13 protein-coding genes are annotated in these 14337 nt (G+C 65.4%); 7 read left to right on the forward strand and 6 right to left on the reverse strand.

The features are described 5' to 3' along the window. Window positions 1-43: 43 nt before the first annotated feature. Entirely contained in the window at window positions 44-1627 is a 1584-nt protein-coding gene (locus DB708_RS03115) for a gamma-glutamyltransferase family protein (protein ID WP_108920450.1), read from the reverse strand. A gap of 75 nt (window positions 1628-1702) precedes the next feature. After that, on the reverse strand, window positions 1703-2617 hold the full coding sequence (locus tag DB708_RS03120) for an alpha/beta hydrolase-fold protein (protein ID WP_108920451.1): 915 nt from the start codon (window positions 2615-2617) through the stop codon (window positions 1703-1705). Between the two features lie 61 nt (window positions 2618-2678). On the opposite strand from DB708_RS03120, the gene DB708_RS03125 reads away from it, so the two are divergent. Next, window positions 2679-3296, forward strand: coding sequence for a TetR/AcrR family transcriptional regulator (locus tag DB708_RS03125; protein ID WP_372510740.1), 618 nt, complete (start codon window positions 2679-2681; stop codon window positions 3294-3296). A 4-nt stretch (window positions 3297-3300) separates the two neighbouring features. Here DB708_RS03125 and DB708_RS03130 read toward each other — a convergent pair whose 3' ends face one another. Continuing rightward, the gene (locus DB708_RS03130) at window positions 3301-4047 is read right to left on the reverse strand and encodes a DUF429 domain-containing protein (protein WP_108920452.1); all 747 of its coding nucleotides are present in this window, start codon (window positions 4045-4047) and stop codon (window positions 3301-3303) included. 38 nt (window positions 4048-4085) lie between these two features. Between DB708_RS03130 and purB the strand changes: the two genes are divergently transcribed. From purB to DB708_RS03145, 3 genes are read left to right on the forward strand one after another with little or no spacing between them, the layout of a single operon-like run. Further along, window positions 4086-5504: an adenylosuccinate lyase gene (purB, locus tag DB708_RS03135; RefSeq protein WP_108920577.1), complete on the forward strand. Its 1419-nt coding sequence runs from the start codon at window positions 4086-4088 to the stop codon at window positions 5502-5504. After that, window positions 5501-6748: a cytochrome P450 gene (locus DB708_RS03140; protein WP_108920453.1), complete on the forward strand. Its 1248-nt coding sequence runs from the start codon at window positions 5501-5503 to the stop codon at window positions 6746-6748. The genes purB and DB708_RS03140 overlap by 4 nt, the downstream gene beginning before the upstream one ends. After that, window positions 6745-7728, forward strand: a complete 984-nt coding sequence (locus DB708_RS03145; protein ID WP_108920454.1) for a tellurite resistance/C4-dicarboxylate transporter family protein — start codon at window positions 6745-6747, stop codon at window positions 7726-7728. The genes DB708_RS03140 and DB708_RS03145 overlap by 4 nt, the downstream gene beginning before the upstream one ends. Here DB708_RS03145 and DB708_RS03150 read toward each other — a convergent pair. Further along, a complete protein-coding gene (locus tag DB708_RS03150; RefSeq protein ID WP_108920455.1) occupies window positions 7725-8345 on the reverse strand; it encodes a hypothetical protein in 621 nt (206 codons plus the stop codon). The two genes, DB708_RS03145 and DB708_RS03150, sit on opposite strands and share 4 nt — an antisense overlap. A 57-nt stretch (window positions 8346-8402) precedes the next feature. Here DB708_RS03150 and DB708_RS03155 point away from each other — a divergent pair, with 57 nt between their 5' ends. Together DB708_RS03155 and DB708_RS03160 are read left to right on the forward strand one after the other, a co-directional pair. Beyond that, window positions 8403-9296 carry a phosphoribosylaminoimidazolesuccinocarboxamide synthase gene (locus DB708_RS03155; protein ID WP_108920456.1) on the forward strand — a complete coding sequence of 298 codons (894 nt, stop codon included), beginning with the start codon at window positions 8403-8405 and terminating at the stop codon, window positions 9294-9296. After that, on the forward strand, window positions 9293-11455 hold the full coding sequence (locus DB708_RS03160; RefSeq protein ID WP_108920457.1) for a S9 family peptidase: 2163 nt from the start codon (window positions 9293-9295) through the stop codon (window positions 11453-11455). The genes DB708_RS03155 and DB708_RS03160 overlap by 4 nt, the downstream gene beginning before the upstream one ends. Here the strand turns inward: DB708_RS03160 and DB708_RS03165 are convergent. Continuing rightward, window positions 11384-11830, reverse strand: a complete 447-nt coding sequence (locus DB708_RS03165) for a DoxX family protein (RefSeq protein ID WP_108920458.1) — start codon at window positions 11828-11830, stop codon at window positions 11384-11386. The two genes, DB708_RS03160 and DB708_RS03165, sit on opposite strands and share 72 nt — an antisense overlap. A 92-nt stretch (window positions 11831-11922) precedes the next feature. On the opposite strand from DB708_RS03165, the gene DB708_RS03170 reads away from it, so the two are divergent. Continuing rightward, on the forward strand, window positions 11923-12486 hold the full coding sequence (locus tag DB708_RS03170) for a TetR/AcrR family transcriptional regulator (RefSeq protein ID WP_108920459.1): 564 nt from the start codon (window positions 11923-11925) through the stop codon (window positions 12484-12486). Between the two features lie 6 nt (window positions 12487-12492). On the opposite strand, the gene DB708_RS03175 is transcribed toward DB708_RS03170, so the two are convergent. Beyond that, window positions 12493-14133, reverse strand: coding sequence for a DHA2 family efflux MFS transporter permease subunit (locus DB708_RS03175; protein WP_108920578.1), 1641 nt, complete (start codon window positions 14131-14133; stop codon window positions 12493-12495). Window positions 14134-14337: the final 204 nt, after the last annotated feature.

Below are 14337 nucleotides of genomic sequence, written 5' to 3' on the forward strand. Positions count from 1 at the left end.
TCCGGCAGGCGGATCGAGTCGCGCAAGAGGGCAAGATCCGACTTTAGAAAGCCACAGCTTGGCCGTCGCGACGCGGATCGCTGGCCGCAAGGTACCCGTCGTCGAGGCGCCAGATCGCCTGGCAGCTGCCGAATGCGTTGTAGTCGTCCACGGAGAGCGGGTCGTGCCCGCGCTGCCGCAGCTCGTCGAGCGTTGACGCCGGAAACCCCTGCTCGCAACTGATCTGCATGCCCTGCACCCAGCGGAACCGCGGGCCGTCGCAGGCCGCCTGCGGGTTCTGGCCATAGTCGGCGATACGAACCATCACCTGCACGTGGCCCTGGGGTTGCATCGGACCGCCCATCACGCCGAAGCTCATCACCGGCGCGCCATCTCTGGTCACGAAGCCGGGGATGATCGTCTGGTAGGGGCGTTTATTCGGCCCGACCTGATTCGGATGTCCTTGATTCGCAACGAAAGCCGATCCGCGGTTGTGCAGTGAGATGCCTGTGCCGGGTACCACCACGCCGGACCCGAATCCCAGGTAGTTCGACTGAATCATCGACACCATCATGCCTGAGGCGTCGGCAGCGGTGAGATATACGGTGCCGCCGGTCGGGGTACCCGCCGACGCCGGCTTGGCTCGGTTGCGGTCGATCAGCGCGGCCCGCTGCTTGAGATACTCGGCGTCCAGCAGGTTCTCGGGGCGCAGCGGCATGTGGTCGATGTCGGAGACATAGGCCTGCGCATCGGCGAAAGCCAGTTTGAGCGCTTCGATCTGCAGATGTACGCTGTCCGCGGAATCGACTGGTAGCGAGGCCATGTCGAACTGTTGGAGGATCCCGAGCGCTATCAACGCCACGATGCCCTGCCCGTTGGGCGGCAGCTCGTGGACGGTATAGCCCCGGTAGGCACCGCTGATCGTGCTCACCCAATCGGCGCGGTGAGCGGCGAGGTCGCTGGCCCGCATTGCGCCGCCGTTCGCCGTTGCGTGCGCGTCGAGTCGGGCCGCAAGTTCCCCGCGATAAAAAGCCTCGCCGTGGGTGGCCGCGATCTTCTCGAGTGTGTCCGCGTGCGCGGGAAGCCGAAAAAGCTCACCGGCCTTGGGTGCTCGCCCGCCGGGCAGGAAGGCGTCGGCGAACCCAGGCTGAGATTTGAACAGCGGCACCTGCGCATCCCATTGCTGCGCAATGGCCGGTGAGACCGGAAAGCCGTTGCGGCCATAGGAGATCGCCGGCTCGAAGAGGCGCTCGAAGGGGAGCTTGCCGAATTTGGCGTGCAACTGAACCCATGCTGACACCGCTCCTGGCACGGTCACCGAGTTCCAGCCGTGTGCGGGAACGCCGTTGTCGCCAAAATACTCTGGCGTCCACGCGGCCGGTGAACGGCCAGATGCGTTGAGGCCGTGTAGCTGTTTGCCATCCCATACGATGGCGAAGGCATCCGAGCCGATGCCGTTGGACACCGGCTCCACGATTGTCAGCGTGATGGCGGTGGCGATGGCCGCGTCGGCGGCGCTGCCGCCCTGGGCGAGCATCCGCAGACCCGCTTGGGCGGCGAGTGGCTGCGATGTGCACACGACGTTTGCCCCCAGAACGGGCGTTCGTGGCCAGGCATACGGGAAGTTCCAGTCGAAGGGTGCGCTCACGTCCGCGAGCGTAGCGCCGCGACGATTTTCGGCGCCATACTCCGCTGTGTGACATTACGCTCGCGGCTCGACGGCCTAGGCCGTCAGCAGTGGTGCCATCCAGGTGAGTTCGGCCGGCAGCTGCGAACTCCAGAAGGCGGGGTTGTGCCCCCCGGGGGAGAAGCCACCCGCGGGCGGGTTGGGCAGCTGGGCGATGAACTGCTTGGTCGCGTCGTAGAACGGATCACTGTCGCCACAATCAATCCGGATCGGAATCGATGCCAGCGCCGGCATTCCGAACACCGAATTCGCGGCGAAGTCATCGGAGCCGTCGAATGCACCGGGTGCCGCCGCCCCCGAAGACATCCACAGCGCCGGGCTCACCGCGCAGATCGCCGCGGTGCGTGCGGGTCCCAGCCGACCGCCGAGCAGCAAGGCGCCATAGCCGCCCATCGACCAACCCAGGAACGCCACTCGCGAGGTGTCCAGATGTTGGCTGTCCAGCATCGGAATCAGCTCTGACAGCACCATCGCACCGGAGTCCTCGCCGGAAGCCCGCTTGTGCCAGTAACTACCGCCGCCGTCGACGGCGACGACCGCGAATGGCGGTAGTCCGGCATTGACGGCTTGGGCCAGCCCCTGCTCGACACCGCCGGCCATCACGGTGGCCGCGTCACTGCCCTTGCCGTGCAGCGCGATCACCGGCCGCAGCGGCTTGGTCTGTCCCGGCGGCCGTGCGATCGCCCAGTTGGTCGAGATCCCACCCCGTGCCGCCGATACGAAGGAGCCGGTCGTCATGGTCGGCGCCGGGTCCCCCGCGGGAGCCGGGTCGAGCGGTGCGGTGGGCGGCGCCATTGGAACCTGCGTGCTGGCCCTCGATACCGGGATGCTGCGAGATGTTGTGCTGTGCAATAGGTTGTCGAGCGCAAATGCGCCCGTTGCACCTATAGCCGCGCCGGCACCAAGACCGAGCACGGAGCGGCGGCTCAAGTCGGGCATGCGGGCCATCATGCCATGGGCGTTTAGCGGAAATGGCAATGCAGTACCACTTTGGCTGGCACGATGGCTACTCGTGACTGCAGCGGTTACTCCGAAAGGAGAACGTCGACGGTATGCGCTGGTGAGCGCTGCCGCCGAGCTGCTTGCCGAAGGCGGGTTCGAAGCGGTGCGGCACCGAGCGGTCGCACAGCGGGCCGGTCTGCCATTGGCGTCGACTACCTACTACTTCTCTTCTCTGGACGACTTGATCGCACGGGCAGTCGAACACATCGCGATGATCGAGGTGGCTCAGCTGCGCGCGCGTGTCAACGCGTTGTCCCGCCGGCGCCGCGGCCCTGAGACCACCGCCGAGGTGCTGGTCGACCTGCTGGTGGGCGACCTCTCCGATCAGACACTCGTCGAGCAGCTGATATCGCGATACGAGCGAAACATCGCCTGCACCCGACTGACCGCTTTGCGCGAAACCATGCGTCGCAGTTTGCGGCAGCGTGCCGATGCGGTCGCCGAGGCGATCGAGCGATCCGGCCGCGCCGTGCGTATCGAGTTGATCTGCACACTGATCTGCGCCGTCGATGGCTCGGTGGTTTCCGCGCTGGTCGAGGGCCGCGATCCGCGCACCTCGGCAATGGGCACCGTGATCGACATCATCGACGTGCTCGCACCCATCGACGAACGACCCGTGCGGATCTGACCAATCACTGGCCGGTCAGCTCGGCAGGCAATGACGGCGTCACGATGTACCCACTGGCGGCGTCTCCGTAAATCGTGATGCGGCCCGGGCAGCGCTGGGAGTACATCGCGACGTAAGCGCAGAGCACGGCGTCGATCGGGTCTTCGGCGCGACGTAGATCGCTCTTGCGCTGCGCCATCGTCACCTGTTTGCGTAGCGCAACCCAGTCGCGGTGGTCGGTGACGCGCAACGGCACGTCGGTAGTGGCGAGCCGCTCGACGCCGTCCATCAGCAACAGCAGCTCGGACTTGAGCCGCTCGAGGGTACGGCCGGGCTTGGCCTTGTATTTCAAGGTCCGCTCCAGCCGGAACAACGCGACGGTTGCCGCGTGCGGGTAGACCTCGATCGCGCGCTGCGCGGTCGAGGACCGTGGATCCATGTCGAGCCCCAGTTTCTCGGCCAGCCGCGCCCCGCGCGCCCCGTTGGCGAACTCGGGCTTCCCGGTGTTGACCGGATGCGCGCCGGCCTCGAATCTGCGGAAGTCGCGGTTGAGTGCGGTTTCGGCTGGGCGCTGACCAGTGGGGTTGTTCACCACCAGGGGTGCATCGAATCCGACCACGCAATGCCCGATTACGTAAGGGCGCAATGCCGCGAGGATTTCGTCATCGTCGCGGACCGCGACGGCGCTCACCAGGTCGCCCTCGGAGTCGACGACGGCGACACCGGTCGGGTTGCGAGTGCCCCACGCGAGGTCGACCCCGGCGTAGTACATCCCCACAGGGTATGACCGCGACCGTAAACTGTGTGCTTGTGAGCATTCCGAATGTGCTGGCCGCCCGCTACGCAAGCGCCGAGATGGTCGGGATCTGGTCGCCGGAGGCCAAGGTCGTCGCGGAGCGGCGGCTGTGGCTGGCCGTGTTGCGGGCGCAGACGGAACTCGGTGTTCCGGTGCCCGCCGAAGCGGTCGCCGATTACGAGCGGGTGCTCGAGGACGTGGACCTGGCCTCGATCGCGGCGCACGAACGGGTGACCCGGCATGACGTCAAGGCGCGCATCGAGGAATTCAACGGCCTGGCCGGTCACGAGCACGTGCACAAAGGGATGACCAGCCGTGACCTGACCGAGAACGTCGAGCAGCTGCAGATCCGACGGTCGCTGGAGCTGGTCTTTACCCATGGCGTGGCGGTGGTCGCACGGCTCGCCGAGCGGGCCGTGACCTATCGCGATCTGGTGATGGCCGGACGCAGCCACAACGTCGCCGCGCAGGCCACCACGCTGGGCAAGCGATTCGCCTCGGCGGCGCAAGAGACGCTGATCGCGTTGACGCGGCTGCGCGAGTTGATCGACCGCTATCCGCTGCGCGGAATCAAGGGCCCGATGGGCACCTCGCAGGACATGCTCGACCTGTTGGACGGCGATGCAGCCAAGCTGGCCGCGCTCGAGCGTCGTGTCGCTGAATTCCTGGGCTTTGCAACCGTTTTGACCAGCGTCGGACAGGTGTATCCACGTTCGCTGGATCACGATGTGCTCTCAGCGCTGGTGCAGCTCGGCGCGGGGCCGTCGTCGATGGCCCACACCATCCGGCTGATGGCCGGGCACGAACTCGTCACCGAGGGGTTCGCGGAAGGGCAGGTCGGTTCGTCGGCGATGCCACACAAGATGAACACCCGCAGCTGCGAACGCGTCAACGGACTGCAGGTGGTGCTGCGTGGCTACGCCTCGATGGCCGCCGAGCTGGCCGGCGCGCAGTGGAACGAAGGCGACGTGTTCTGCTCGGTGATACGCCGAGTCACCTTGCCGGACAGCTTCTTTGCCATCGACGGCCAGATCGAGACGTTCTTGACGGTGCTCGACGAGTTCGGTGCCTACCCGGCGGTGATCGAGCGCGAGCTGGATCGCTATTTGCCATTCCTGGCCACCACCAAGGTGTTGATCGCGGCTGTGCGCGCGGGCATGGGCCGCGAGGCCGCGCATCACGTGATCCGCGAACATGCGGTGGCAACGGCGCTGGCGATGCGAGAACGCGGTGCCGAACCCGATCTGCTCGACCGGTTGGCCGCCGACGAGCGGCTGCCACTGGACCGTACGGCGCTGGACGCCGCGCTGGCCGACAGAAAGGCGTTCACCGGCGCCGCCGCCGATCAGGTCGATGAGGTCGCTGCGATGGTCGACACGTTGGTGGGCCGCTACCCGGACGCGGCCAAATACGCACCGGGCGCGATCCTGTGACGCTGGCTGCCGCGCTGTCGGGGATCGACTTCACCGACCTGGATAACTTCGCCAACGGTTTTCCGCACGAGTTGTTCGCCGTGCACCGCCGCGAGGCGCCGGTATATTGGCACGAGCCGACCGATAACACCCCCGACGCAGAGGGTTTCTGGTCGGTCGCGTCCTACGCGGAAACTCTTGCGGTGCTGAAGGATCCGGTGACGTACTCATCGGTGACCGGCGGCGCTCGGCCGTTCGGCGGGACGCTGTTGCAGGACCTGGCCATCGCGGGCCAGGTGCTCAACATGATGGACGATCCGCGGCACTCACAGATCCGCCGATTGGTCAGCTCCGGGCTGGCGCCGCGAATGATCTCCTCCGTCGAGAACGACCTGCGGGCCCGGGCGCGACGGCTGCTGGATGACGTGGTACCGGGCGAACCGTTCGACTTCCTCGTCGATATCGCCGCGGAACTGCCGATGCAGATGATCTGCATCCTGCTGGGAGTGCCTGAATCCGAACGACATTGGCTATTCGAGGCTATCGAGCCGCAGTTCGACTTCGGTGGCGCGCGCAAGGCGGCGCTTTCCCAGCTGTCCGCCGAAGAAGCAGGTTCACGGATGTACGGCTACGGCCAGGAGCTGATCGCCTCGAAACGCGCCAACCCGACCGACGACATGTTGTCGGTCGTCGCCAACGCGACGGTCGACGAGGTGGATGGGCCAGCGCCGTCCGATCTTGAGGTCTATCTGTTCTTCAGCCTGCTGTTCAGCGCCGGTGCGGAGACCACCCGTAACGCGGTTGCCGGTGGGCTGCTGTCATTGGCCGAACATCCCGACCAATTACACGCGCTGCGAGCGGATTTCGGCAAGCTCCCGACGGCGGTCGAGGAGATGGTGCGCTGGACATCGCCGTCGCCATCCAAGCGGCGCACCGCCGCCCGCGACGTCGTACTCGGCGGCCAGTCGATCGCAGCCGGACAGAAGGTGCAGATCTGGGAGGGATCGGCCAACCGCGACGCCGACGTTTTCGACCGCGCAGACGAGTTCGACATCGGCCGAAAGCCCAATCCGCACTTAGGATTCGGCCAGGGCGTGCACTACTGCCTGGGCGCGAACTTGGCGCGCCTGGAACTGCGGGTCCTGTTCGAGGAGCTGCTGTCACGCTTCGGCGCCGTGCGGGTGGTGCGGCCTGTCGAATGGACGCGAAGTAACCGCCACACCGGCATCCGGCATCTGGTCGTGGAACTGCTCGAGGAATCGTGAGGTTCCGGCTCGCCGACTTCGAGCCGTCACCCGATGTGTTCGCCGCGGTGATGGCGACCGGAATTCTGTCGATCGCTGCGGGCAACCACCACTACGGGGTGATCAGCCAAGCACTCGGCGTCCTCGCTTCGCTCGGCTTTTTGGTCCTGGTCGCGTTGGTCATCGTGACGCGCCGGCTTGCGCGCTGGGACTTCACCGATCCCGATGTCACGTTGCGGCTGTTCACGTTTGTCGCCGCCTGCGCGGTGCTGGACAGCCGGCTGGCAAGCCAGCCGGCATTGCTATGGGTGCTGGGACTGGCCGCACTGGCGTCCTGGCTGGTGCTGGTCGCACTCAGTGCCCGCAACATGTCCACGCGAGGGTGGTCGGCGCTGCGACGGCAGGCCCATGGGGCGTGGGAGCTGGCCAGCGTGGGGACCTCCGGTCTGGCGATCGTCGCCAGCAAGGTTGCCCGGTACCCGCCGCAGCACTGGTGGCTTTCGGCGGCGGTGTTCGTCTGGGTGGCGGCGCTGTGCATCTACGCGCTGATGACCTGGCTGATCCTGTGGCGCACGGTCGCCGAGTGGCAGCACCGGGCCGGGTTCGAGCCCGATACCTGGATCCTGATGGGCGGCTTGGCCATTGCGACGTTGGCCGGCGACAACATCCACCGCCTGGCGCCCGCTTGGCTGTCCGGGCCGGTGCTTGTCGTCACGGTGGTGACCTGGCTGGCGGCCACACTGTGGATACCGCCCCTGATCTACTTCGGATTGCATCGGATGAGTCATCGCCCCGAGATGCTGCACTTCGCCGGTGTGTGGTGGGCGTTCGTGTTCCCGCTGGGCATGTACTCGGCGGCCAGCTACACGATGGCGGCGGAACTTGGGCATCGATCGCTGATCACCGTGTCGCTGGTCTTCTGCTGGGACGCGTTGGCGGCGTGGCTGATTGTGGCGATCGCCGGGCTGCTACGCGCCCGGCGTGCGATCGCGGGGGATTAGCGCGCGCGAAGCGCGATCCCCGCCGAGCGCAGCTCGAGGGCTGCCAGCGCCCGGATCGTGAAAGGATCCTCGCGCCGCCACCCGCCGACCGGGTCCGCATTGATGGCGGCCAGTTTCCCCGGTGCACGGTTGGTCAGTGCCCGCAGCGCCAGCAGCTGTTCGCCGGCCGGGGTGGCGGCCAGGGCGGTCACCGTCAACTTGCGCCGGAAGAACCGCAGCCGAAGGTAAAGCCACGGCGCGGTTGCGATGAGGATCGGCGGTGCAACGACGGCCAAGGCAAGCAGCACCGCGAGCCAGCCCGCTGTGGTGTCGAGCTCGTGTAGGGCGCCCGCGATATCGACTGCCGCCTGGCTTGCCGAATTGAGCGGTTTGCTGACGGTATCGCCGACGACCGGAATGTGTTGCGCGCCATGACCCGCTGAGGCAAGGTTGCCCGCGATGCTGTGGGTGCCGTCCTCGACTTGCCGACCGGCTTGCGCGATCGTCGAGATGGCGTCGTAGACGGCGGTGCCGACAAGCAACCAGATCGCCGTCCATACGACGATGGCGGCGTCGCTGAACAGCTGGGCCAGCAATCGGCCGGGCGTGGTGGCGTAGGGCAAAAAGCGCGATCTCATAACCTCGATCCCAGCACAGCTCCGGGCCCGGGGTGGGTTTCCCGATAGGCTGACCGGATGCGCCCTGCACTGTCCGACTATCAGCATTTGGCCAGCGGCAAGGTCCGCGAGCTGTACCGCGTCGATGAAGAGCACCTCTTGCTGGTCGCCAGCGACCGGATATCGGCGTACGACTTTGTCCTGGACAGCACGATCCCGGACAAAGGCCGCATCCTGACCGCGATGAGTGTGTTCTTCTTCGGCCTCGTCGAGGCCCCCAACCATCTGGCCGGTCCCCCCGACGACCCGCGCATCCCCGGCGAGGTGCTGGGACGCGCGCTGGTGGTGCGCCAGCTCGAGATGATGCCGGTGGAGTGTGTGGCCCGCGGGTATCTGACCGGCTCGGGGCTGCTGGACTATCAGGCGACCGGCAAGGTCTGCGGCATCACGCTGCCGCCGGGGCTGGTCGAGGCAAGCAAGTTCGCCCAACCGTTGTTCACTCCTGCGACCAAAGCCGCACTGGGCGACCATGACGAGAACATAGCCTTCGACCGGGTGATCGAGTTGGTGGGTCCGGTGGTCGCGAACCAACTGCGCGACCGCACGCTGCAGATCTATGTCCAGGCCGCCGATCACGCGCTGACGACGGGAATCATCATCGCCGACACCAAGTTCGAATTCGGCACCGACCGCAATGGCAACCTGTTGCTGGCCGACGAAATCTTCACCCCGGACTCCTCGCGGTACTGGCCTGCCCAGGATTACCAGGTGGGGGTGATTCAGACCAGTTTCGACAAGCAATTCGTCCGCAATTGGCTCACCAGCCCCGAATCTGGCTGGGACCGCCACGGCTCGGAACCCCCGCCACCGCTGCCCGATGACATCATCGCCGCCACTCGTGACCGTTATATCAATGCCTACGAACGGATTTCCGGTTTGAGTTTCGGCGACTGGATTGGCCCGAGCGCATGACAGGGTCCGATACCCAGATCCCGTCACCACCCTTAGCTAAACGAGTCGACACCACACGCGAGCACCACGGCGATGTTTTCGTCGATCCGTACGAGTGGATGCGCGAAAAGTCGAACCCCGAAGTCATCGCCTACCTCGAGGCCGAGAACGACTACGTCGACCAGAGCCTTGCCCACCTTGAACCGTTGCGGCAAAAGATCTTCGACGAGATCAAGGCGCGCACCAAGGAGACTGATCTGTCGGTGCCGACCAGACAAGGTGACTGGTGGTACTACGCGCGAACTTTCGAGGGAAAGCAGTACCGCGTCCAGTGCCGTTGCCCGGTAACAGATCCCGATGATTGGAATCCGCCGGTTCTGGACGAGAACACGGAAATACCGGGCGAGCAGATTCTGCTGGATTCGAATGAAGAGGCCGATGGTCACGACTTCTTCGCCCTGGGCGCTGCGCTGGTCAGCTTGGATGCCAATCTGCTCGCTTACTCGGTCGACATCATCGGCGACGAGCGGTACACACTGCGGTTCAAGGACTTACGCACCGGCGAGAAGTACTCGGACGAGATCGCCGACATCGCGGGCGGGGTGACATGGGCTGCCGACGATCGCACCGTGTACTACCTGACCCTGGACGATGCCCACCGCCCGGACAAAGTGTGGCGGTATCGGCTGGGCTCCGGGGAGCCGTCGGAATTGGTGTATCACGAAGCCGACGAACGATTCTGGGTCGGGGCCGGCCTGAGCCGAAGCGAGGCGTACGTCTTCATCGCCTCGGGATCGTCGGTCACCTCGGAGGTCCGCTACGCCGATGCCGCGGATCCGCAGGCTGAGTTCACTATCGTGCTGCCACGTCGAGAAGGTATCGAATACTCGGTCGAGCACGCGGTGGTCGGAGGGCAGGACAGATTCCTGATCCTGCACAACGATGGTGCGGTGAACTTCACGCTGACCGAAGCGCCGGTCAGCGATCCCGCGCAGCAACGCACCCTGATTCAGCATCGCGACGACGTTCGGCTGGAAGCTGCGGATGCCTTTGCCGGCCATCTGGTGGTCAGCTATCGGCGTGCGGCGTTGCCGCGAATCCAGTTGTGGCCCATCAGTTCCGATGGTGACTACGGGGAGCCCGAGGAGATTGGGTTCGATTCGGAGCTGATGTCGTCGGGGCTGGGTGGCAATCCGAACTGGGTTTCGCCCAAGCTGCGGATCAGGGCCGGGTCTCTTGTCACGCCGTTGCGGGTCTACGACGTCGACCTGGGTACCGGGGAGCGCACGCTGCTACGTGAACAACCGGTACTCGGCGACTACCGTCCAACCGACTACGTCGAACGACGCGACTGGGCAGTGGCTGCCGACGGCACTCGGATTCCGGTGTCGATCGTGCACCGGGCCGGCCTCGAATTTCCGGCACCCACACTCATATACGGCTACGGCGCCTACGAGATATGCACGGACCCTGCCTTCTCCATCGCGCGATTGTCGTTACTGGACCGGGACATGGCCTTTGTCATCGCCCACGTCCGCGGTGGGGGAGAGATGGGCCGGCTATGGTACGAGCACGGAAAGCTGCTGGAAAAGAAGAATACTTTTACCGACTTCGTCACGGCAGCAAAGCATTTGGTGGATTCGGGAGTGACGCGCCCGCGGCAGCTCGTGGCCTTGGGCGGCAGTGCGGGCGGGTTGCTGATGGGTGCGGTGGCCAACCTGGCGCCGGATCTGTTCGCCGGAATTCTCGCTCAGGTCCCGTTCGTCGACCCGCTGACCACGATCCTGGACCCCTCGTTGCCATTGACCGTCACCGAGTGGGACGAATGGGGAAATCCCTTGAGCGACAGCGAAGTCTACGCATACATGAAGTCGTATTCGCCCTACGAGAACGTCGAGACCAAGAATTACCCAGCCATCCTGGCGATGACGTCGTTGAACGACACCAGGGTCTTCTACGTGGAGCCGGCGAAGTGGGTCGCCTCGTTGCGGCACGCCAACGCAGGCGGTAACCCGGTGCTACTCAAGACGCAGATGGCCGCGGGCCATGGTGGCGTCAGTGGACGCTACCGGGGCTGGCAGGAAACGGCATTCCAATATGCGTGGCTGCTAGCCGCTGCCGACGGCAACCGCGATGGCGCCGGCGAGGAAAACAATCTCGGTGGCGATTCGCCCGGGTAGCCGCGTGGTCATCGACTTGGGCGGATTGGGCATCCGGGACGCGTAGATGTTGGCCGGAAACATCGCCAGCATCAGCGCCAGCAGGCACACGGCCGCCGCGGTTCGGGTCGCGGGGAGCAGCAGCCCCGCGGCGCCCAGCAGTTCCAGCACGCCGGTGACGGTGACGAGCGGGCCCGGCGCGGGCAACCGGGGCGGCACGATCGCGATCAGGTCGCGACGCATGGGCGGCGCAAAGTGTGCGATTCCGGTCAGGACGAACATGGCGGCCAGCCCGACGGTGATCGCCGCGGTCCAACCGGTGACGTAATCGACGCCGAGCCGGCCGATAACCCAAGCGGCAATGCTGCCGAGCAGCAGGGTGATCAGCGGAGCCATCTCAGTTCTCCAATCTAGACAACGACAAGATCAACGCTCACGCTAGAACCCTTATCTAGCCACTGTCAAGTTCGGTCGGTATGCTCGCCGCTATGGACCGTCCGAATTACCACCACGGTGACCTGCGCACGGTGATCTTGAGCGAAGCCGCGCGCCTGGTGGCGCAACGCGGCGCGGACCGGATGTCGTTGCGCGAACTGGCCCGCGACGCGGGCGTGTCACATGCCGCGCCGGCTCACCACTTCGTCGATCGTCGCGGCCTGTTCACCGCGCTCGCCGCACAGGGCTTTGCGCTGCTGGCGCAGGCGCTGAAAAGCGCTCGCGGTCACTTCGCCGACGCGGCGCTGGCCTACGTGCGGTTCGCTCTAGACCATCCCGGCCATTATCAGGTGATGTTGAACAAGTCGCTGCTCGACGTCGAGGATGCCGACCTGGCCGCCGCGGAAGCCGCCGCCGGTGCCGAGTTGGCGCGCGGCGTGGCGACGCTGCGCGATCCCCATGCGCAGGCCGACCCCGCGGCCGCGCAGTTGGCGGCATGGTCTCTGGTGCATGGGTTTTCGATGCTGTGGCTCAACGACGCGGTCAGTGCTCAGGTCAAAGAGACCGACCCGATGGAATCCGTACTGCGGATCGCGACGATGCTGTTCGAGGGCTGAGCCGGGTCAGTCGGCCGGCGCTTCGGCGGGCTCGGGGTCCCGCTCCGGCTCCGGCCGCTTCATCGGCAGAAACGCTGCCGGGATGATCGTCAGCACCAGCAACGCGACCGCCACCACGAACACCGCCGTGTAGGCGTGGGAGAAACCGTGCGTCACGTTGTTCGCGAAATCGGGGCCCATGCTTTTCCAGGCCGATGACGAGGCCTCGATCGGCATGCGTTGCCCGCTGGCTTGCTGTTGGGCCGCGACGAGCTTGCTCGCCGTCACCAGAGTTTCGTTGTGGGCGAACAGCTGCGTCAGAATCACGCCCAGCAGCGCAGCCCCGATCGATCCGCTCACCTGCTGGTTGACGGTGACCAGCGTGGTGCCGCGAGCGACCTGATGCGGGGCCAGTGACTGCAGGACCGCCGCCGACAGCGGCGTCGTGGTGCAGCCGACGCCCAGGCCCATCACCGCGAGCCCGATCAGCAGCGTCGGATTGTAGGCGGCTTCCGTGGCGACACCGTAGGTGAAGATGCCTAGACCCACCGCCATCGTCGGAAGGCCGATCAGCACCATCAGGCCGGGTCCGCGCTTGTCCATGAATGCCCCGGCGAGCGGCATCGTCAAGACCGCGCCCAGGCCGACCGGCAGCAGATACAGCCCGGAATGCATCGGTGTTTGGTGCATCACGACTTGGAAGTAACTCGGGACCAGCAGCCCGAGCCCGACAAACGGGGCACCGAATACCAGCAGGGCGAGGTTGGCGTGGGTGACCACGCGATTTTTGAAAAGGCGAAGGTCGATCAGCGGATGGTCGGTGCGGAAGGAATGCAGGACGAATGCCGCGACCAGCAACAGCCCCATGATCGTCGGCACCAACGCGGCGGGAGCGGTGATCGTGCCCTGCGCCGGGATCGATGACACTCCGGCCAAAAACAGCGTGACACCCGGCGGCAGCAGCAGCACGCTGACGATGTCGAGTTTTTCGGCCGGGGCTGGGCGATCCTTGGGAAAGGTGATTGCTGCGAGGACGATCGCGAGCAGCCCGATCGGCAGGTTGATCAGGAAGATCCACTCCCAGCCGTAGGCGCCGACGAGCCAGCCGCCCAGGATGGGCCCGCCGATCGGACCGAGCAGGATTGGAATTCCCCCGATCGCCATCAACCGGCCGACGCGCTTCGGACCCGCCTCATGAGTCAGGATCACGAAGCTCAGCGGCATTAACATGCCGCCACCGATACCCTGGATCACCCGAAATACGATGAGCAGCATGATGGTTGGCGCTATCGCGCACAACAGCGAGCCCAGCATGAACACCAGTACCGAACCGATGAACAGACGTTTGGTGCCGAACCTGTCTGCCGCCCATCCGGTCACCGGGATCACGGTCGCAAAGGCGAGCATGTAGGCGGCCACCGTCCAGGAAACGACCGCCTGGCTGGAATTGAACTGCGTGACGAAGGTGCCTTGGGCGACCGCGACGACGGTGCTGTCCAGCACCGCCATCACAGCGGCCAGCCCGCAGATAAAGACGACGCGGAGCAGCTTGGCATCCAGCTTGTCGGGATAGTCGCGACCGCTCGCAACCGCCTGTCCGGTGGAAGCGTAGGGCACCGCGACGCTGGGGGCTGCGGAATGGGCTCCTTCCATGGCGTCGCTGAGCATGCGGCCGAGCATATCGAAGACGGACCTGCGATTTTGCGGCTTTCCCGGTATCCCCAAGCTGTAATTCCCGGGGAAAATCGGCTATTTACGGCCCACCGGGCTGCGATTTGTGCGCATCCGTCATCTTCTCAGGACCTGTCTAATCAATGCTCGCGACCATTTCTGTAACACCATTCACGGAGGGCAACAGTGCTGTTCAAGCAT

It is taken from the genome of Mycobacterium montefiorense, from assembly GCF_003112775.1.
GTDB classification, from domain to species: domain Bacteria; phylum Actinomycetota; class Actinomycetes; order Mycobacteriales; family Mycobacteriaceae; genus Mycobacterium; species Mycobacterium montefiorense.